The sequence below is a fragment of the Arthrobacter sp. ISL-30 genome (genome assembly GCF_018613855.1).
Classification (GTDB): domain Bacteria; phylum Actinomycetota; class Actinomycetes; order Actinomycetales; family Micrococcaceae; genus Arthrobacter.
In genome coordinates this window covers 72964-93229 of the sequence record NZ_JAGGPK010000010.1, presented here as the reverse complement: position 1 = coordinate 93229, position 20266 = coordinate 72964, and the positions used below count along the sequence as shown (strand labels likewise).

The 20266-nt window shown below is 63.3% G+C and carries 13 protein-coding genes; 7 read left to right on the top strand and 6 right to left on the bottom strand.

The window, feature by feature from the left end; translation table 11 throughout:
* Window positions 1-63: 63 nt before the first annotated feature.
* From J7E82_RS04165 to leuS, 3 genes are all read right to left on the bottom strand, one after another.
* Window positions 64-972 (bottom strand): helix-hairpin-helix domain-containing protein, encoded by a 909-nt coding sequence (locus J7E82_RS04165; protein ID WP_214860692.1) that lies wholly within the window; start codon window positions 970-972, stop codon window positions 64-66.
* Between the two features lie 139 nt (window positions 973-1111).
* Entirely contained in the window at window positions 1112-2113 is a 1002-nt protein-coding gene (locus J7E82_RS04160) for a DegV family protein (RefSeq protein WP_214860688.1), read from the bottom strand.
* 54 nt (window positions 2114-2167) lie between these two features.
* Window positions 2168-4699: a leucine--tRNA ligase gene (gene leuS / locus J7E82_RS04155; RefSeq protein ID WP_214860827.1), complete on the bottom strand. Its 2532-nt coding sequence runs from the start codon at window positions 4697-4699 to the stop codon at window positions 2168-2170.
* A 398-nt stretch (window positions 4700-5097) separates the two neighbouring features.
* Here leuS and J7E82_RS04150 point away from each other — a divergent pair, with 398 nt between their 5' ends.
* From J7E82_RS04150 to J7E82_RS04140, 3 genes are read left to right on the top strand one after another with little or no spacing between them, the layout of a single operon-like run.
* The gene (locus J7E82_RS04150) at window positions 5098-8265 is read left to right on the top strand and encodes an efflux RND transporter permease subunit (RefSeq protein ID WP_214860681.1); all 3168 of its coding nucleotides are present in this window, start codon (window positions 5098-5100) and stop codon (window positions 8263-8265) included.
* Window positions 8262-8735 carry a hypothetical protein gene (locus J7E82_RS04145; protein WP_214860679.1) on the top strand — a complete coding sequence of 158 codons (474 nt, stop codon included), beginning with the start codon at window positions 8262-8264 and terminating at the stop codon, window positions 8733-8735. The genes J7E82_RS04150 and J7E82_RS04145 overlap by 4 nt, the downstream gene beginning before the upstream one ends.
* Window position 8736: 1 nt before the next feature.
* Window positions 8737-11877 (top strand): efflux RND transporter permease subunit, encoded by a 3141-nt coding sequence (locus tag J7E82_RS04140; protein ID WP_214860677.1) that lies wholly within the window; start codon window positions 8737-8739, stop codon window positions 11875-11877.
* Between the two features lie 93 nt (window positions 11878-11970).
* Here the strand turns inward: J7E82_RS04140 and glpK are convergent, their stop codons facing one another.
* The 3 genes from glpK to J7E82_RS04125 all read right to left on the bottom strand — a co-directional run bounded on the left by glpK (window position 11971) and on the right by J7E82_RS04125 (window position 16219).
* Entirely contained in the window at window positions 11971-13485 is a 1515-nt protein-coding gene (glpK, locus tag J7E82_RS04135; protein WP_214860675.1) for a glycerol kinase GlpK, read from the bottom strand.
* A 111-nt stretch (window positions 13486-13596) separates the two neighbouring features.
* Complete coding sequence (locus J7E82_RS04130; RefSeq protein WP_214860674.1) at window positions 13597-14346, bottom strand: MIP/aquaporin family protein; 750 nt, start codon at window positions 14344-14346, stop codon at window positions 13597-13599.
* Window positions 14347-14443: 97 nt separating this feature from the next.
* Window positions 14444-16219: a glycerol-3-phosphate dehydrogenase/oxidase gene (locus tag J7E82_RS04125; protein WP_374223587.1), complete on the bottom strand. Its 1776-nt coding sequence runs from the start codon at window positions 16217-16219 to the stop codon at window positions 14444-14446.
* Window positions 16220-16339: 120 nt separating this feature from the next.
* Between J7E82_RS04125 and J7E82_RS04120 the strand changes: the two genes are divergently transcribed.
* The 4 genes from J7E82_RS04120 to J7E82_RS04105 are packed head-to-tail and all read left to right on the top strand — an operon-like array spanning window position 16340 to window position 20266.
* Window positions 16340-17296, top strand: coding sequence for a sugar-binding transcriptional regulator (locus J7E82_RS04120; protein ID WP_214860671.1), 957 nt, complete (start codon window positions 16340-16342; stop codon window positions 17294-17296).
* 57 nt (window positions 17297-17353) lie between these two features.
* Window positions 17354-18232, top strand: a complete 879-nt coding sequence (locus tag J7E82_RS04115) for an aldo/keto reductase (protein ID WP_214860669.1) — start codon at window positions 17354-17356, stop codon at window positions 18230-18232.
* A gap of 10 nt (window positions 18233-18242) precedes the next feature.
* Window positions 18243-19187 carry an alpha/beta fold hydrolase gene (locus J7E82_RS04110; protein WP_214860667.1) on the top strand — a complete coding sequence of 315 codons (945 nt, stop codon included), beginning with the start codon at window positions 18243-18245 and terminating at the stop codon, window positions 19185-19187.
* The gene (locus tag J7E82_RS04105; RefSeq protein ID WP_214860665.1) at window positions 19184-20266 is read left to right on the top strand and encodes a glycosyltransferase family 1 protein; all 1083 of its coding nucleotides are present in this window, start codon (window positions 19184-19186) and stop codon (window positions 20264-20266) included. The genes J7E82_RS04110 and J7E82_RS04105 overlap by 4 nt, the downstream gene beginning before the upstream one ends.

The following is a 20266-nucleotide window of genomic DNA, read 5'->3' as shown; positions in this document are numbered from 1 at the left end:
GCGTTTCCGTAGGGTCTCGCCCAACTGCTCCACCAAGACCCTGCTCCCACTGCGGATGACCACCTAGACCACAACCAGCGGGAGCAGGGATTCCAACATTTTTGGCCCGACGCCCTCCACTGCATCCAGCTCCTCAACGCTCTTGAAGGGGCCCTGCTCCTTGCGCCAGTCGATGATTCTCTGCGCGAGGACCGGTCCTACGCGAGGAAGCGTGCCGAGCTCTTCAAGGCTTGCCGTGTTCAGGTTGACCTTTTTGCCCGAACCCCCGCTTGAGCCCTGGGAGCCGGTGCCGATCCCCGATCCGTCGGGCTTCCCGTTCGAAGTCCCAGTGCTATCCGGACTCTGGGCACCGGACAGGACTTCCCCCTGGTGGGGCACCTGGATTTTTGTGCCATCCTGCACCGGCTCGGCTAGGTTCAGGAGATTGAGGTCGGCAGAGCCAAGCGGCCCGCCCGCCGCGGAGATCGCCTCAAATACCCTGCTCCCCGCCGGGAGCTGGACAATTCCGGGTTTGGACACCGCACCGGCGATGTGGACTACAAGAGGCTTTGCGGCTCCTGCCTGGTTCGGCTCGCCCTGATGGCTGCTCTCTGGTTGACCTTCCTCGGTGTTTCGGCCGGGCGCTTCGGAGACGTCCCCCAAAGGCAACACGATGGGTTGGGACGCAAATCCCTGCCAGATAAGCCAGGCAAGAAACAGCACGACGGGCACGGCCACGAGGAGACCCACTCTGCGGGTGGTTCTCCAGCGGTAGCGTGCCTCAAGCGGGGAGGCTTCAGTCGGGGAGCCGGATTCGGCGGGGAAAGCCGCTCCCGCCAGCTCCCGTGCCTGAATGTTAGCCAGCGGCAGTAGGTGCTCCCCGCTGCCAGGGACCTCGTCCCCGCCTACGTCAGGAACTCCAAGAGTGGCAGTCAGCCGGTGGCGGGCAGACGCAGCCGCGCCGGCTGCTGCTCCCCTTGTCCGCCATGGCATGGGAACCACAATAGGAACTCGCGGGAACCGCGGACACCGCCGTAGAGGGCTATGTGGAAAGTCCGGTAAACCGGCCGGTGTGGAGGATAAGTGCCTGCCGAGGAATCAGTGCTGGCCAAGGAACTGTGTTCGAAGAAGATCAGTCCCCGAAGGCGCTGCTTCCGCCCACGATGACGGCGAGGACTCCAAGCCCGGCGTGGGCGGCAAGGACCGCAGGCAGCGCGCTGATCTGGGGGGCCGGACAGCCCGGGCAGCTCTCTGCGAGGCGGGCTGCGAGTTCCTCGGCGGCAGCAAGATTCCCGAAATGATGCACTGCCAGGCGAGCCTGTCCCCCGGTCCTCGATCCCACGTCGGCGGCGACGATCTCTTCAAGCCGGGCTATCGCCCGTGGTCCGGAACGGACCTTCTCCAACGGCACGATCCTGCCACCGTCGACCGCCAGGATGGGTTTGATCGCGAGGACCGTGCCAAGCAGCGAGGCCGCGGTGCCGATCCTTCCGCCCCTGCGCAGTTGCTCAAGGCTGGGAACGTAGAAGTAGACCCGTGTCTGCTTGAGTTGATCTTCCGCGAAGCTTCGAACCTCCGAGGCACCGCGCCCCTCAGCCGCAGCGGTCAAGGCACTCTGGACGCCCATTCCCTGGGCCATGCCGACGGTTCGCGAATCCAGCACTTCCACGGGGATGCCCACTCGACCTGCGGCCAATCGTGCCGCGTCAGCCGTCCCTGACAGTTCACCGGAGATGTGGATGGACACAATGGCCTCGAAACCCCGTTCTTGAACGCCGAGGTAGGCCTGCTCAAACTGGCCGGGAGAGGGCCGGGAGGTCTTCACCGGAATACCCGATGCCAGCGCTATGGCAAGCCTCTCGGCGATATCGTCCTCGCCCTCGCCATAGATTTCCTCGCCCACCATGACAGGCATGGGAACCACGCTGAGGCGTCCATCGGCGGCCAGGGACTTCACCCAATCGACCGGCAGTGCTGCGGCGGAATCAGTCACCACAGCCACACGCACGACGGCGGCGGGACCGGCAGCGCCGGCACGTCCCTGTGCTGTTTGCTGGCGGAGTGTCGTTTGCTGGCGGAGTCGGGCAAGCTTCTCCTTGACCCACACCCAGCCGGCCGGCACCCGTTCCGTCACCGACTCCTCCTCCGGTCAAGGCGGCCGCCGGGGTTGCCGGAGGCCCTCACCCGGCTAGGCCGGGACGATGTTGACCAGTTTAGGCGCCCGCACGATCACTGTTCGGATTTCGCGGCCATCAAGGGCGCGCCTCACGTTTTCCGAAGCCAGCGCCTGCTCGCGCAGTTCGTCTTCGCTCACGTCGGGCGGAACTTCGAGGCGGTCACGGACCTTGCCCTGGACCTGGACGACGGCGGTGACCGTGTCCTGGACGAGCAGGGCGGGGTCGAATGTGGGCCACCCTGCATTCGCGACGGAAGCGGGGTGACCTAGCAGGCTCCACAGATCCTCGGCTGTGTAGGGGGCAAAGAGGCTCAGGATCACAGCCACCGCCTCCGTGGCTTCACGGACGGCAGGGTCGGACCCGCCTGCTCCGGAGTCGATGGTCTTGCGGGTGGCGTTGACCAGTTCCATGAGCTTGGCGACAACGACGTTGAACTTGTTGCTGTCCAGCAGTTCAGTCGCGTCGGCGATGGTGCGATGGGTGACGGTACGGAGGGCACGGTCGCCCTTCGTGAAATCGACGCCGGAACTGGACGTAACGTCCTGCCCCAGACGCCAAGACCGCGCCAGGAACTTCGCTGACCCGGACGGCGAAACATCGGCCCAGTCCACATCGTCCTCTGGCGGCGACGCGAAGATCATGGTCAGGCGGACGGCGTCGACGCCGAACTTGTCCAACTGTTCGCCCAGGTCCACGCCATTGCCGAGCGACTTGCTCATGGCCTTGCCGCCGTTGAGGACCTGGCCCTGGTTCAGCAGGGCGGTGAACGGCTCGTTGACCTTGATCAGGCCGAGGTCGTTGATGACCTTGGTGAAGAACCGTGCGTAGAGCAGGTGCAGGATGGCGTGCTCGACGCCGCCGACGTACTGTCCTACGGGCATCCAGTCGTTGATCTTCTTGGGGTCGAAGGGGCCCTCGGTGTAGTGCGGGGACACGAAGCGCAGGAAGTACCACGACGAGTCAACGAACGTGTCCATGGTGTCGGTGTCCCTCTTGGCCGCGCCGTGGCAATTGGGGCATTCGACGTTGACCCAGGACTCTGCGGCGGCCAGCGGGGACGTGCCCTTCGGGGCCAGGTCCTCTCCGCGCAGGTCCGAAGGCAGCGTGACCGGCAGCTGCTCATCCGGGACGGGGACCTCGCCGCAGTTCGGGCAGTGGATGATGGGGATGGGAGTGCCCCAGAACCGCTGGCGGCTGAGCAGCCAGTCGCGCAACCGGAAGTTCACGAACTTCTCGCCCGTCCCCAGCTTCTCTAGGATCTCGATGGCCGCCGGAATCGCCTCGGCCTTGGAGAGGCCGTCCAGGGAACCCGAATTCATGAGGGTGCCCTCGCCTGCCGTGGCTATTCCGGACACCGCGGGGTCTTCCTCGCCGGTGTTGAGGACAGCCCTCACCGGCAGGTCGAAGGTCCGCGCAAAATCGAGGTCGCGCTGGTCGTGGGCGGGAACAGCCATGATGGCTCCGGTGCCGTAGTCAGCCAGCACGTAGTCTGCAGCCCAGACCGGCAGCTTTTCCCCGTTCAGGGGGTTAATGGCGTAACGGCCGGTGAAGACGCCTGTCTTCTCGCGTTCGGTGGACTGGCGTTCGATCTCGGACAGCCCCTTGACCTTGTCCAGGTATTCGTCCAAGGCAGCCGCGTGTTCCTCGGTGACCAGTTCCAGGGCCAGTGCCGCGTCGGCTGCAACAACGAAGAACGTTGCGCCGTAGAGGGTGTCCGGGCGAGTGGTGAAGACCGTAACGTCCTTGGCCGACTTGCCGCCGTCGGCCTCGATGACAAAGGTGACGTGGGCACCTTCGGAGCGCCCAATCCAGTTCCTCTGCATAGCCAGCACGCGCTCGGGCCAATGTCCGCGGAGCTGATCCATGTCGTCAAGCAGCCTGTCCGCGTATTCGGTGATCTTGAAGTACCACTGGTTCAGGGACTTCTTGGTGACCGCGGTTCCACAGCGCTCGCAGGCACCGTTGACTACCTGTTCGTTGGCCAGGACGGTCTGGTCCTTGGGGCACCAGTTGACCGGGTGGTTCTTGCGGTAGGCCAGGCCGCGCTCGTAGAAACGGTTGAAGAGCCACTGCGTCCAGCGGTAGTACTCCGGATCGGAGGTGTGCAGCCTTCGGGACCAGTCTGCGGAGATCGCATAGCGCTTGAACGACGCGGCCTGGGTCTCGATGTTCTTGTATGTCCACTCGCTCGGGTGGGCGTTGCGTTTGATCGCCGCATTTTCGGCGGGCAGGCCGAAGGAGTCCCAGCCGATCGGGTGCAGGACGTCATAGCCCTTCTGGCGGAGATAACGCGCGACGACGTCTCCCATAGCGAAGGCCTCGGCATGCCCCATGTGGAGGTCACCGGAAGGGTAGGGAAACATGTCCAGGACATAACGCCGCTCACGCGAGCCGTCGTCAACCGGCGTAAAGACCTTGAGGTCTTCCCAGACCTGCGGCCACTTCGCTTCCATAGTGGCGAAGCTGTAGCTGCCGTCACCGGGAGTTTCCGCTGCGCCTGCTGCCTGTGCTGTTCCGGTCTCTGTCTCCGGCTGAACGCTCACTGCTGCCCTCTTCTGTTCTTCCATGACGGTGTTGCCTCCTGCTGCGCTCCGGAAGAGCCCGGACACACAAAAGCCCCTCAACAGGGAGGGGCGGCCGCTCGGTGTTGATCTGGCACCGGGCGGCTAGCTAAGCAGGAGGATCGCATGCATAGAACTACTTTAGCCGCTCCATTCAGGAGGTAGCTAAAACGCCGTGGCGAACGCGAGTACAACCCCCGAAATTCGAGTACTCACGCGGGAAAATCGAGTACACATCCCAATTGTGCAAAAGCCGGAACAGGACCACCATGTGGAGGAAGGGCTGGGGGAAGACTGTCATCGGTCTCAGCTTGGGAGCCTGAAATGTATATTTGGTTGTCAAAGTCCAGCACTGACCCCACTCGACGCGGGGTTTAGCCGTGTTCGGCGCATTTGCGAGGTTAAGCCTTCAATTCCGGATCCTAGTTCTCGCGCTAGCGGCCGGAATCATCGCATTCGGGATAATCAACGTTCCCCGCATGGCCGTCGATGGCCTCCCCGAATTCGCCCCTGCCCACGTTGAAATCCAAACGGAGGCACTGGGCCTGTCCGCGCTTGAGGTAGAACAACTTATCACCGTACCGATGGAGGCCGACCTGCTTCACGGAGTGGCCTGGCTGGAGGAAATCCGGTCCAAGTCCGTTCCCGGCCTGTCCTCTATCGAGCTCGTCTTCCGTCCGGGCACAGACTTGATGCGTGCAAGGCAACTGGTGGCCGAACGCATGACCCAGGCGCATGCCTTGCCGAATGTGTCCTCTCCCCCGCTGATCATGCAGCCCCTGTCCTCCACCAGCCGGCTTCTGATGGTGCGGATGTCCTCCAAGGAGCTGTCCGGCATCGATATGTCGGTCCTGGCACGCTGGAAGATCAAGCCGAGGCTCCTTGGCGTCCAGGGCGTGGCCAACGTGTCCATCTGGGGCCAGCGTGAACAACAGCTCCAGGTGGAAGTCAACCCCAACACCTTGCGGGACAAGGGCCTAACCCTTGAGCAAATTGTCAAATCCACCGGCAATGCCGTCTGGGTCTCGCCCCTGAGCTTCCTGGAGGCATCGACGCCGGGCACCGGAGGCTTCATCGAGTCGAACAACCAGCGCCTCGGCATCCAGCACGTCCTGCCGATTAGCACCCCGCAGGAACTGGCGCAGGTGCACGTGGAGGAATCCGATCCATCTGTGAAGCTCGGCGACGTGGCCACCGTGAAGGAAGACCACCAGCCGCTCATCGGCGATGCCGTCATCGGGCAGGACCCGGGGCTCCTGCTGGTCATTGAGAAGTTCCCGAACGCCAATACCCTCCAGGTAACCAAGGATGTCGAAGCAGCGCTGAAGGATCTCGAACCGGGCCTGACCGGGGTCGAACTGGACACGTCGATCTATCGGCCGGCCTCCGCACTGCAGGAGACGGTGGACCGGCTTGGCCTCGCGCTCCTGGTTAGCCTCATCGTGCTGGTGGCCCTCTTCTGGCTCTTGTTCAGGTCCTGGCGTGCCGCCCTAGTGGCCTTCGTTTCACTGACGACGTCGGTGACCGCCGCCGTCCTGGTCCTTGAATTGCAGGGGGCGACGCTGAACGTCACAGTCCTGGTGGGTATCCTCCTCGCCGTGACGCTCATCGTGGGAGATATGGTCGAGGACGTCAACGCCCAGCTGCGCGGCTCGCCGGGACCAATAGGAGCTCAACAAAACGGAGACTTTAGGTCTTTCGTGGCAGCTACGGTCCGGTGGGTGCGCACGCCACTGCTCCTCGCCTCCCTCACCCTCGTCCTGGTCATGGTGCCTGTCCTGTTCGACGCAGGGATCAGTGTCAACTTCTTCAGTCCCCTCGTGTGGGCCATGGCCCTGGCACTTCTGGCAGCATTCGCCGTCGGGATTAGCGTGACGCCTGTCATGGCGCACTTGCTGCTGAAGCGTGACGCATTGCGGCAACCCCCATCCAGCCGCTACGAGAATGTCCGCCGCTACTATGGCCAGACCCTGGACCGTGGACGCCGGATGCTTCCCATCGGAGTGGCGGCGGTGGCGGTCGTCGGGCTCGCGGGCCTTCTGGCCGCGTCGCAACTGACTGGCAATCGCGCCGTCGTCCCAACGCTGCCGGACCGGACCCTCCTTGTCCAATGGGACGCCATGGCCGGGACCTCCACCTCCGAAGTGAGCAGGATCGCGGCAAGGGCCGCAGATGAGCTCCGCACCATCTCCGGCGTCACCAGGGTTGGCGGGCACGTGGGACGCGCCATCACTTCTGACCAGGTGGTCGGCAACAGCTCAGCGGAGCTTTGGGTCACCGTGGCCCAGAATGCCGATTACTCGCGGGTTGAGAGCGCGGTCCGGGAGATCGTCAATGGCTATCCCGGAATCGCCCATAACGTCCTCAACTACTCACAACAGCAAATCGGTGAAATTCGGTCTGGCATGGAGCCCGGCTTCGCGGTCCGCGTTTATGGTACGGAAATGACGGTCCTCCGTGAAAAGGCCGAGGAAGTCCGCAAGGCCTTGACCGGTATCCAGGGACTGAACTCTCCGCAGATCAAGTCCACCCCCCAGCTTCCTGTCCTGGAGGTTGAAGTGGATCTGGCCGCGGCCCAGAAGGCCGGCATCAAGCCTGGTGACGCCCGACGGGCAGCAGCAACCCTGGTCCAGGGTATCGTGGTGGGCAACCTTTTCGAGCAGCAAAAGGTTTTTGAGGTGGTTGTTCGGGGAACCTTTGATGTCAGGGACGACCTGACCAGCGTGCGCGAGCTGCTGCTGGACACCCCTACTGGCGGCCATGTGAGGCTCGGCGAAATCGCCACGGTCCGACTCGTGCCGAACGAAACAGTGATCACCCACAGTTCCACATTCAGGCACATAGACATCGTCGCGGATGTTAGCGGCCGCCCGCTTGGCGACGTGGAACGCGACATCCAAGCCGCGATCAAGACTGTGCAGTTCCCCGTGGAGTACCACGCCGAGATCCCCACGAAGTACGCCGACCTGCAGAACGCCGATCTGCTCGTCATGGGCATAGGGGTCACCGCACTCCTGGGCGTGCTGATCCTGCTGCAGACTGCGGTCCGCAATTGGAAGACCGCGTTGGCTGTCTTCCTCGGCCTCCCGGCAGCGCTGTCCGGCGGCTTCCTGGCAGCCTTCCTTGCGGGACACTCTGTGTCCTGGATATCGCTGACCGCACTGGCCGTCCTGCTGGCCATCACCGTCCGCAATACAGCGGTCTTCGCCGCAATCTGCGATCGTGGCTGGCGGGAGCATCCCGGCACCTCGCGCGCCAAGGTAGTCATGGCGGCCGCCAAGGAACGTATCGCTCCCGTACTCAAGGCCGCCGCCATTACCGCCGTGGTACTCATCCCGATTGCCCTCCTTGGCGGGGCGGCCGGCTCGGGTGTCGTGGCCCCGATGGCTCTCATCATCGTCTGTGGCCTGGTGACCACGACGCTGTTCGCTCTCCTGGTGGTTCCCCTGGTGCTGCTGTGGTTCGGTCCCGAGCATGGTCCGGAGGACTGGGAAGCGATCTCCCGTATGGATGTCCCTGCGACGCAGGAGAAGGTGGAAGTAAAATGACACGTCGTCCTTCGACCGGCCGCCAAGTGGTGGCCGGTGCGGCCAGTTCCCTCTGGCTGGTGCTCGGATTGTTCTTCGTATCGGGCTGCAGCCAGACGTCGTCGGTCGCATCCTCGCCGTCATCCGTGGACCAGCCCGCCAAAGTCGAAAAGAACGCCTCGACCGGAATTGCCAAGATCACGCTCTCTGAAAAGGCCATCAGCCGCCTGGACCTCAAGACCGCGACGGTCCAGCCCGGATCGGGCGGGACTACGATCACCCTGCCCTACGAGGCTCTTCTCTATGACGCTCACGGGGCAACGTGGGTCTACACGAATCCCGAGCCACGGGTCTACCAACGGCACCCGGTCGCTGTGACACGCGTTGAAGGCGCCACGGTTCTCGCTTCCGCCGGGCCGCCAGTGGGAACCGTGATCGTGACCACCGCAGCTGCCGAGCTCTTCGGCGCCGAATTCGACACGGCACACTGACATGCGCCGCCTTGTTGCCGCCAGCTTGAGGTTCCGCTCGATCATCCTGGCGCTCGCAGCTGTACTCATGGTGGTCGGCAGCGGTCAGCTAAGCACGGCATCCGTGGACGTGTTCCCGGAGTTCGCTCCGCCGCGCATCGAAGTCCAGACGGCTTGCCTGGGGCTGACCGCCTCCGAGGTCGAACAGCTGGTCACCGTGCCGTTGGAAGAGGCATTCAACGGCGTGGATGGCCTGACCGAGCTGCGATCCAAGTCGGTCTCGCAGCTGTCCTCCGTCCTCCTGCTCTTCAAGCCGGGTACGGATCTGCTGACCGCGAGACAGCTTGTATCGGAGAGAATGGCAACGGTCATCCCGACGTTGCCCACGTGGGCGGCCCCTCCGATAATGCTGCAGCCGTTGTCCTCGACCAGCCGGGTGATGAAGATCGGGCTGTCATCCGAGTCACGGTCCCTCATCGAAATGTCCATGATTACCTACTGGAATATCCGGGCGCACCTGCTTCGTGTGCCCGGAGTAGCCAACGTGGCCATCTGGGGTGAACGGATCCAGATGCTCACGGTCCAGTCGGATCCGGAGCGGATGAAGGCTCACAACGTCAGCCTGGAATCGGTCATGACTGCGACGTCGGAAGCGCTCGACTCCGGGCTCCTCCAATACACACCCGGTTCGCTCACTGGGACCGGTGGGGCCTTGGAGACCGGCAACCAGTCCCTTGGCATCCGACATGTCCAAGCCATCACGAGCCCGGCAGACCTGGCGCAGATCCCGGTGGGGCAAGGGCCGGACGGTGCACTGAAGCTCGGGGACGTGGCAAATGTCGTCGAGGACCACCAGCAACTGATCGGTGACGCCGTGATCGACGGCGGCCCCGGACTCATGCTGATCGTGGAGAAGCTGCCCTGGGGAAACACCTTGGAAGTCACGCGTGGCGTCGAGGAAGTGCTCCAGCAGATTCAGCCTGGCCTGAGCGACATCAAGGTGGATACAACCCTGTTCCGGCCGGCCACGTTCATCGAGCAGTCCATCCATAATCTCAGCCTGGCGCTCCTCTTTGGATGCCTCCTGGTCATCATGGTGCTCAGCCTCTTCCTGTTCCAGTGGCGGACGGCCTTTGTCAGCGTGGTGGCCATCCCGTTGTCCCTCCTGGCCGCAGGTCTTGTCCTGTACTGGACAGGAGGCACGGTCAACACCATGGTGCTGGCCGGACTGGTCATTGCGGTTGGTGTCGTCGTCGATGACGCCATCATCGACGTCGAAAATATCGTCCGGCGACTCCGTAAACACCGGGCGGAAGGTGACGGCTCCATGACGGCACGGGTGGTGGTGGATGCCTGCGTCGAAGTCCGCGGCCCTATCGTGTATGCGACGCTCATCATCATCGCCGCGACGGTACCCATCTTCTTCCTGGATGGCCTCACCGGCGCCTTCTTCCGGCCCCTGGCCATTTCCTACACCCTGGCCGTGCTGGCCTCGATGGTCGTCGCCCTCACGGTGACACCAGCGCTCGCCTACATCTTCCTGCGCCACGCACCACTGGAAGACAAGGATCCGCCGGTGGTCCGGGTGCTGAAGCGTTGGTACCACAAGGTGCTCCAGCCCGCCGTCAAGCGTCCCGTTCCGGGCTATGCGGCCGTAGGCGTGCTGGCCGTAGCAGGCATCGTGACCGCACCGCTGCTGGGGCAGTCCCTGCTCCCGGACTTCAAGGAACGCGACTTCCTGATGCACTGGGTCACCCAACCGGGTACATCCAACGGGGAGGAGGTCAGGATCAGCCAAGCCGCGTGCAATGAGCTAATGACCATCCCTGGCGTCCGTAACTGCGGCGCGCACATCGGCCAGGCCCTGGTCGCCGACGAAGTGGTAGGCGTGAACTTCGGTGAAAACTGGATCAGCGTCGACCCGGCAGTGGACTACGACAAGACACTGGCCTCCGTCCAGGAAGTGGTGGAAGGCTATCCGGGCATCTACCGCGATGTGCAGACGTACCTCAAGGAACGTATCCGCGAAGTCCTGACAGGTACCAGCTACGCGGTCGTCGTCCGTGTCTTCGGTGACGACCTGATCGAACTACGGACACAAGCCGAGAAGGTCAAGAAAGTCCTAGGCGAGGTACCGGGCACACTTGGCGCCAAGGTGTCCCTCCAAGTGGACGTACCGCAGATCGATGTCGAGGTGGACCTGGCCAAGGCCAGCCAGTACGGGGTCAAGCCAGGCGACGTCCGCCGCGCCGCGGCCACCATGGTGGCGGGCGAGGAAGCTGGCGACGTCTTCCGCGACGGCAAAGCCTACGACGTGCAGGTTTGGAGTGCTCCGGCCATCCGCACCAGCGTTACGAGCATTGAAAACCTTCCGATCGACACACCGTCCGGCCAACAGATTCGCATCGGGGACGTGGCTTCGGTGCAGGTCAAACCGACGCCGAACGTTATTGAGCGGACAGGTGGTTCCCGCCGGATCGACGTCAGCGCCAACGTCAAGCAAGGCGACCTTGCCGCCGTCGTCGACAAACTCAACGCCGGACTCGCGACGGTTAAGTTCCCCACGGGCTACCACGCAGAAGTGCTTGGCGAGTACGTCGAACGCCAGGCGGCGTCCCAGCGGCTGTTGATATTCGCCGGCGCAGCGGTGGTTGTGATCTTCCTGCTCCTGCAAGCCGCATTCCGTAGCTGGCGCTTGGCGACGCTCATCATGCTGACACTCCCGGTGGCACTGGTGGGAGGCATCCTGGCGGCGCTGCTGGGCGGCGGCGTCCTATCCCTCGGATCGTTGGTGGGCTTCCTCACAGTGATGGGTATCGCTGCCCGCAACGGCATCCTGCTGATCAACCACTGCCAGTATTTGGAGGACCACGAGGGCGAGAAGTTCGGGCGTGAGCTCGTCATGCGGGGCGCGGCAGAACGTCTCTCACCAATCCTGATGACCACGTTGGCAACAGGCCTCGCCCTGGTCCCCCTCGTGGTTATGGGTAGCCTCCCTGGCCACGAGATCGAGCACCCCATGGCCGTAGTGATTCTCGGCGGCCTGGTGACGTCCACCCTCGTCAACCTGTTCGTCGTTCCCTCGCTATACCTGCGGTTCGCCAAGCCAAAGGACCGCGGCAACCGAGGCAAGACGGAGCCGGTGCCGGTCGCGGCGGGCTGATTGATTGGAAAGAGAGGCATCAAACGAAGGTGCCCGGGTTCGTGAACTTTCACGGACCCGGGCACCTTCTTTATGGAGTCAACTTCTGATGCATCAGCGCACGTCCTGGTCAACCCAGTCCATCGCCTTGGTGACGGCCTTCTTCCAGAGCCGCAACTGCCGCTCCTGCTCCGCCGGGTCAAGCTGGGGTTCCCAGCGCTTGTCCTCACCCCAGTTGGCACTGAGCTCGCCAAGGTCCTTCCAGAAGCCGACCGCGAGGCCGGCTGCGTAAGCGGCGCCCAGTGCCGTGGTCTCCACGACCTTGGGGCGAACCACCGGGACGCCGAGGATGTCGGCCTGGAACTGCATGAGGGCCTCGTTGGCTACCATGCCGCCGTCGACCTTGAGCTCGGTCAGGGGGACCCCCGAGTCCGCGTTAACGGCGTCCAGCACCTCACGGGTCTGGAACGCGGTGGCTTCCAGGGCCGCCCTGGCAATATGGCCCCTGTTGGCGAACCGGGTCAGCCCAACGATGGCACCCCGTGCATCAGACCTCCAATACGGCGCGAAGAGTCCGGAGAACGCCGGCACAATGTATACCCCGCCACTGTCGTCCACGGATTTCGCGAGTTCCTCTACCTCTGGCGCCGACTTGATCATGCCCAGGTTGTCCCGCAGCCACTGGATGAGTGAACCCGTGACGGCGATCGATCCCTCCAGGGCATAGTGCGGCTTGTCGTCGCCGAGCTTGTAGCCCAGGGTGGTCAGCAGCCCATTCTTGGAATGGACGATCTCCTCCCCTGTGTTGAAGATCAGGAAGCAGCCCGTGCCATAGGTGTTCTTGGCCTCGCCCGGCTGGAAGGCCGCCTGGCCGAACGTAGCGGCCTGTTGGTCGCCGAGGATGCCTGCCACGGGAACTTCGCGCAGCAACTGGGAGGTGTGGACTTGCCCGTAAACCTCAGAGGACGATTTGATGCTGGGCATCATCGAGGCCGGAACGCCGAAGGCATCAAGGATGTCCTGGTCCCATTGCAGGGTGTCAAGGTCCATGAACATGGTCCGCGAGGCATTGGTCACGTCGGTGACGTGCACACCGCCGTCGGTACCGCCCGTCAGGTTCCACAGCACCCAGGCGTCTGTGTTGCCGAACAGCAGGTCCCCGGCTTCAGCGCGCTCGCGGGCTCCGTCCACGTTGTCCAGGATCCACTTGATCTTGGTTCCGGAGAAGTAGGTTGCCAGGGGCAGGCCAACCTTTTGCTTGAATCGCTCCGGTCCGCCGTCACGGGCCAGCTCATCCACGATGGGCTGGGTGCGGGTGTCCTGCCAGACGATGGCGTTGTAGACGGGCTCGCCGGTGTTCTTGTCCCACACCACCGCGGTTTCGCGCTGGTTGGTGATGCCGACGGCGGCAATATCGTGGCGGGTCAGGTTCGCCTTGGACAGCGCCGAGCCGACGACCTCCCGCGTGTTGTCCCAGATTTCCTTCGGGTTGTGTTCAACCCAGCCCGCCTGCGGGAAAATCTGCTCATGCTCCATCTGGCCGCTGGAAACGATGTTTCCGGCGTGGTCAAACACGATAGCCCGGGAGCTGGTAGTTCCCTGGTCGATGGCGATTACGTATTGCGACATTTCTTGACGTCCTTGTCCTGGTTCATTGCTGGGTGTCTGGTTCATTGAAGGGTGTCTTGGTTTTGCTGGATGAATATTCCTAAGGCCGCTTTCGGCCTCGCGGCCGGCCGATCAGGTTGCCGCCGTCGCGATGATCGGAAGGTAGCGGGCCGCAATGCCGGCCACAATACCGCCGACGAGTGGCCCCACCACCGGGACCCAGGAGTAGCCCCAGTCGCTTGACCCCTTGCCCTTGATCGGCAGGATGGCGTGGGCGATGCGGGGACCAAGGTCACGTGCGGGGTTGATGGCATAGCCCGTTGGTCCGCCGAGCGAGACGCCGATGCCGACGACCAGGAGCGCAACTGCCAGGGGGCCAAGCCCCGACGGGGTTCCGCCAAAGGTGAGGATGACGAACACGAGGACGAAGGTGCCAATGATCTCGGTCACAAGGTTCCAGGGGGCCGAGCGGATAGCTGGTCCCGTTGAGAACACACCCAGCTTGTTTGCTTCCATCGGTTCGGCGTCGAAGTGCTGCTTGTGCGCCAGCCATGCCAGGACGGCGCCCAGGAAGGCACCGGCCATTTCGCCGCCCAGGTAGGTGAAGGTCGAAGCGGGGTCGATGGGGACGCCCGGGGCGTACTCGGCCCTGCCAAACATGAGCAGCCCGATCGTGACTGCGGGATTAAGGTGCGCACCGGACCGGGCGGCCACGAAGACGCCGGCGAAGACGGCAATCCCCCACCCCCACGTCACCATCAGGAAGCCACCGCTGTTTCCCTTGGTGCCTTTGAGCGCGACGTTGGCCACGACGCCGCAACCCAGCAGGGTCAGCATCATGGTTCCGAATAATTCGGAAAGGAAAACAATTCCAAGAGACATCTTTGACTCCTCTATTTTTAGTTGTCTGCCCTCGTGTTTGAGGGCAATTGGTGGCCGGATCCATCGGCGCCGGCCACCGCCACGTAGTTCAGGATGCTCAAGCCACCAGGCTGGGCACCTTGACTCCGTGGAGGCGTTCCAGGACTTCCACGGCGTGCCTGACCTCGGCTTGCCGTGTTTCCTGGTCCCAGCCGAGGTGCCCGGCGAGTTCTTCCGCCACCTCGTTCAAAAGCTCGCCCGTCACAAGGCCCCGGAAGGCCAGGGACGTGCGACGGATGAGTACGTCTACCAAATGTCCGATCTGCTCATGGGCGGCCATGAAAGCGAGCTCGCGGACACTGAGTTCGTGCGTGGAATGCAGCAGGCGGTCGGTGCCGGCGTTCAGGTACGAGATCACTTCCTCGGCGCGTGTTCCGTAACGGGTCAGCAGCCCTGCTACCCGTTCGGCGTCGAGTCCCGGTGCTATATGCCGTTTGATCCATTCCTGGATTCCCTCTTCGGTCTCCGGGAAGCCTGCGCCCCCGCCGATGGCGAGCTTCGCCGTCGAAAGCCGCCGTTCCATCCCCAGTTCGGCGAGGACGTCGTTGCTGAGATGCTCTGCCAGGGCCCGGAACGTAGTCCACTTCCCGCCCACCAGTGAAAGCACGACGCCGGTGCTGCCGCCGGCGCTCGCAGGACGCTCGCTCCGTTCGATCCGGTAATCGCGGGATACGAATCCCGGCTGCGTGGCGTCGTGCCTTGGCAGCGGACGCACTCCCGAGAAGCTGTAGACGATCTGGTCGCGCTGCACGTGGATGGAGGGGAAGACGTGCCCAACGAGATCGAAGAAGTAATCGATCTCCTCCTCGGTGCAGACGGCGTCCTCAGCCATATCGGCGTCAACGTCTGTGGTGCCTACAAGAACGCGGTCCCCCATCGGGTAGACCAGGACGATCCGGCCGTCGGTGTGCTCGAAGAAGATCTCGCGGCCATTGCACGCTTCCAGCAGTTCGGGATGGTCCAGCACGACGTGTGAACCCTTGGTGCCGCCCATGAAGCGGGAGGGACTCCCCATGGCCGCGTTCGTCAGGTCCACCCAGGCACCGGTCGTGTTCACGATGACGTCGGCGGCGAAGGAGAATTCCTCGCCGGTCAGCTCATCGCGCAGCCGCACGCCGTCGTCGTCCATGGACACCAGCGAGACGTAATTGCTGGCCCTTGCGGTTCCGGCGGAAAGGCCGCCTTGGAGGTTTCCGGTCAGGCCGGCCTTTTCGCCGTCCTGCAGGACATCCAGGGTGAGCCGCTCTGGATTATGGACGGAGGCGTCGAAGTAGGTTGCGGTGTATTTGATGCCGGGATGCAGGCGGGGCAGTTCCGCCAGGGCCTTGTCCCGTCCGCGGAACTGATGGCGCGGGACGCTCCCGCCGTCACGGGAGAAGAAGTCGTAGATGCTGAGGCCCAGTTTGATCAGGAACGCCCCGCGCTCCTTCGGCTTGCCCTGCTTGTGGGTCAGGAAACGGCCCGGCGCCGAGAGGATCCCGGAGAACGTGCTGAAGATGGGGATGGTGGTCTGCAGCGGCTTCACGTAGTGGGGGGCGATCCGCAGGAGCCTGTTCCGCTCCACCACCGACTCCTGCACAAGGCGGAACTCACCGTTCTCGAGGTAGCGGATGCCGCCGTGAATCATGTGGGAGGAAGCACCGCTTGCCCCCTGGCAATAGTCGCCGCGTTCCACGAGTGCAACATCGACTCCCTGCAGGGCCAGGTCCCTGAACGTACCGACGCCGTTGATACCGCCGCCGATCACTAATACCTGGGCGCGGGGCCTCTGTCGTAGGGCCGCGGCCGCAGCACGCGGCATGGGTGTGGTCCTGGAATTCTTGTTGGTTCCCAAAACAGCTCCTTTGGGCTGGGTCTGTGAGCTGCGCCATGCGCTGCACCTTTCTCCACTAATCTTTAGAAGACTGGAAAATGGAGTCAAGCCAAATGCACAGACGTGCAGATAGGAGGAAGCGTGCCGCGCTCCCGCCATTCCGATGCCCTTCGGGCAGCACAGATGTATTACCTGCAGGACCTGACGATGGATGCCATTGCCCGGGAACTGCGAACCTCGCGCTCCACGGTCTCCCGGCTGCTGTCCTCGGCCAGGGACACAGGCCTCGTGCAGATCCAGATCCGCAGCCCTCTGGATACCGGGCCGGAGCTGGAGGGAACGATCCGTGAGCAATACGGTGTGGACGTGCACGTTGTGCCGGTCCTGGACACCCTGAACGAAGCCGAGACCCTGGACCGGGTGGCCATGCAGGCAGCCCGTACGATCGGCCCGCTGGTGGACTCCAATGCCATCATCGGCATCGCTTGGGGCGCCACCCTCAGCGCCGTGAGCCGCCACCTGACCCGAAAGATCACCCATGACAGCATCGTCGTGCAACTGAACGGTGCGGGCAATATGCAAACCACAGGAATTACCTACGCCAGCGACATCATGCGCCGTTTCGGAAACGCATATGGGGCCCGCGTGGAACAATTTCCCGTTCCTGCCTTCTTTGACCATGCTTCCACCAAGACGGCTATGTGGAATGAGCGCAGCGTGCAGCGAATCCTCGAAGTCCAGGCGCGAATGAGCATCGCCATCTTCGGCGTGGGCTCGGTGGACTCGGACTATCCCAGCCATGTCTACGCCGGTGGTTACCTGGACGAGAGCGACCTGAACCTGCTGGCCGGATCCGATGTTGTGGGCGACGTTGCAACGGTCTTCTTCCGCGCTGACGGGTCCTCCGACGGCATCACCTTGAACGAACGTTCCACCGGGCCCAGCCATGAACAGCTGCGCCAGGTCCGGCGCCGCATTTGTGTGGTGTCCGGCGCCTCGAAGATTGAAGGACTGCGCGGGGCACTGGCTGCACGCCTCGCCACTGACCTGATCCTGGACGAGGCAACGGCCCGTCGGCTGGTGAGTTTCGGCGGTTAGTGCGTCTTACTGGGTCCTCCTGAAGGATTTGCGGGACGAGTAGGTAAAGTCTTTGCTATGAAACCCTCGCCCCGGATCAGTCTCAACAACGGTGTCCTGATCGACCAGCTGGGCTTTGGGCTCTACAAGGTTCCGCCGGGCGAGGCCGCAACACTCGTCAACATCGCCCTTGGCGAGGGCTACCGGCACTTCGATACGGCGGCGATGTACGGCAACGAAAGCGGAGTAGGCCGTGCCATTGGCGGCGCCGTGCGCCACACGAATGGTGTTCTCGAGACCGGAGGGTCCGGAGAGGCCATGCACTGGCTCGATCGGGAAGATGTGTTCATCACCACCAAGGTGTGGAACGACGACCAGGGCTACGATGCCACCCTCAAGGCATTCGATGCCTCAATGGTCAACCTGGGCCTGGAATACATCGATCTTTACCTGATCCACTGGCCCTGCCCGGCGCGCGGACTCTTCCTGGAAACGTATAAAGCCATGGAAACCCTCTATCGGGAGGGCAAAGTCCGCGCGATCGGCGTCTGCAACTTCCAACCCGGGCATCTGGAGGCCCTGATGGAGTACGCGGAGGTGGTTCCTGCCGTCAACCAGATCGAGCTCCACCCCTGGCTGCAGCAGTCGCGACTGCGCACCCTTCACGAACAGCTCAGAATCCGAACCGAAGCATGGAGCCCCCTGGGCAGGGGGCAGGTCCTGGAGGACCCCGGCATAAAGGACCTGGCAGCCAAATACCATCGAACACCAGCGCAGATAGTCATCCGCTGGCACATCCAGCTGGGAAACATAGTCATTCCCAAGGCCAGTTCGGCGCCCCGGATCCGGGAAAACTTCAACGTCTTCAATTTTGAACTGGATGCCGAGGACATGGACGGCCTGTCAACTCTTGAACGCCACCACCGCACGGGCTCGCACCCGGACAACGTAAATTAGGATCCGCAGCATGGAACAAGTGGACACGGCGCACTCGCCCGAGCCCGCAGGGAGCCCCGGCAGCTTCTTCAGCCCGGCACTGGCGGGACGCATCCACGCCTCGGACATCGATCTGGACGGCAGTAACGTTGCCTACTGGGCCTATGAGCCGGTCGAGCAAACCCTGGACACCAGAACCATCCTGGTCATCCACGGCTTCAGGGGTGACCATCATGGCCTGCTCCGCGTCGTCGACCACCTGCCCGAGATGCGCATCATCATGCCGGACCTGCCGGGCTTCGGCAGTTCCGAAGCGTTCGTCGGGGACGAACACTCCGTGGAGCGCTATGGCAGCTTCATCAGCAGTTTCATGGAAGCGCTCGGGCTTGGAACTGACACTGTGCTGCTCGGTCATTCCTTCGGATCCATCATCGCCAGCCATTTTGCCGCGGCACATCCCGGCGCCATTTACCCGCTGGTCCTGGTCAATCCAATCGCAGGCCCGGCGCTGGAGGGCACCAAGGGACTCATGACCAAGTTGGCCGTCCTGTACTACCAGCTGTCCGCGCGGCTCCCCCAGCGCATCGGACTGGCGGTCCTGCGCAACCGGCTCATCGTGCGCATCATGAGTGTGTCGATGGCGAAGACGCGGGACAGGCACCTGCGAAGGTTTATCCACGGCCAGCACGATGCCTATTTCAGCGCGTTCGCTGACCGGGAAAGCCTCTTGGAGTCCTTCCGGGCATCCGTATCCGCGAATGCTGCTGAGGTGGCCCCGAAGCTGACGCTTCCTGTACTGCTGATTGCCGGCGAAAAGGATGAAATTGCCACCCTGCCGGACCAGCGCAAGCTGCTGGAGCAGCTGCCGGACGGGACCTTGCAGGTGATCCCCGGCGTCGGGCATCTCATCCACTATGAAACGCCCGCCCCGGCCGCAGACTCCATTCGCAGCTTCCTGAAGGACCATCCAGCGTGAAAATTGTCATCGATGCCCGCTTCACCAAGACGGACCACCACGATGGGATCAGCCGCTATGGGGCGAGCCTGATAGCAGCCACCGCCAAAATTGCCGACGTAACCATGCTCGTCTCGGACCGGAAGCAGCTCGCGCTGCTTCCGGATGTTCCCTACGAGCTGATCAGCAGTCCGTTGTCGCCGCTGGAGCTGTTCGTGGCGCGCAAGGTGAACAAGCTCAGGCCTGACGTAGTGGTCTCTCCCATGCAAACGATGGGCACCTGGGGCCGCAACTACGCACTGATCCTGACCCTGCATGACCTCATCTACTACGAGCACACCGCCCCGCCGGGCTTCCTGCCGGCGCCGGTCCGCCTCTTGTGGAGGCTCTATCACAAGGCCTACTGGCCACAGCGAATGCTGCTGGACAGGGCCGATGTCGTGGCGACCATCAGCCATACCACCAAAGCACTGATTGCGAAGTATCGCCTTACCAGGCGGCCTGTCCGGATCGTGGGAAACGCGCCGCAGCCAGGACAACTGCCGCGGGATCCCGAGGCCGGGGCGGACAGGACGCTCGTCTACATGGGCTCCTTCATGGAGTACAAGAACGTGGAAACCATGATCCGCGGCATGGCTTCGCTAGACGGCTATACCCTGCACCTGCTCAGCCGAATCTCGCCGGCGCGCAGGGTTGAGCTGGAGGCGATGGTGCCGGCCGGGGCCAAGGTGGAGTTCCACAACGGCGTCACGGATGTGGAATATGAGGCCCTGCTCAACCGCGCGACCGCCCTCGTCAGCCTTTCACGAGCCGAGGGTTACGGCCTGCCCCTCGTGGAGGCTATGGCCCTGGGGACTCCCGTTATTGCCAGCGACATACCGATCTTCCGCGAAGTGGGTGCCGACGCCGCGAGTTTCGTCGATCCTGACTCGCCTGCCGAGTTCGCCGCGGCCGTCACCGCCCTCGATGACCCTGCCCATTGGGCAGCATGCTCGCGCCGTTCCGTGGAGCGCGCAGCGGAATTCAGTTGGGAGCATTCTGCGGCCCAGCTTCTCGCCGCGGCCGAAGAAGCCGTCGCACTTCGCAGCCGACGGCGCTGA

What these genes read in the sequence shown, in the direction of transcription:
- J7E82_RS04165 (WP_214860692.1), bottom strand. Translation starts at nt 972, where the DNA reads ATGCCATGGCGGACAAGGGGAGCAGCAGCCGGCGCGGCTGCGTCTGCC.
- J7E82_RS04145 (WP_214860679.1), top strand. Translation starts at nt 8,262, where the DNA reads ATGACACGTCGTCCTTCGACCGGCCGCCAAGTGGTGGCCGGTGCGGCC.
- J7E82_RS04140 (WP_214860677.1), top strand. Translation starts at nt 8,737, where the DNA reads ATGCGCCGCCTTGTTGCCGCCAGCTTGAGGTTCCGCTCGATCATCCTG.
- glpK (WP_214860675.1), bottom strand. Translation starts at nt 13,485, where the DNA reads ATGTCGCAATACGTAATCGCCATCGACCAGGGAACTACCAGCTCCCGG.
- J7E82_RS04130 (WP_214860674.1), bottom strand. Translation starts at nt 14,346, where the DNA reads ATGTCTCTTGGAATTGTTTTCCTTTCCGAATTATTCGGAACCATGATG.
- J7E82_RS04115 (WP_214860669.1), top strand. Translation starts at nt 17,354, where the DNA reads ATGAAACCCTCGCCCCGGATCAGTCTCAACAACGGTGTCCTGATCGAC.
- J7E82_RS04110 (WP_214860667.1), top strand. Translation starts at nt 18,243, where the DNA reads ATGGAACAAGTGGACACGGCGCACTCGCCCGAGCCCGCAGGGAGCCCC.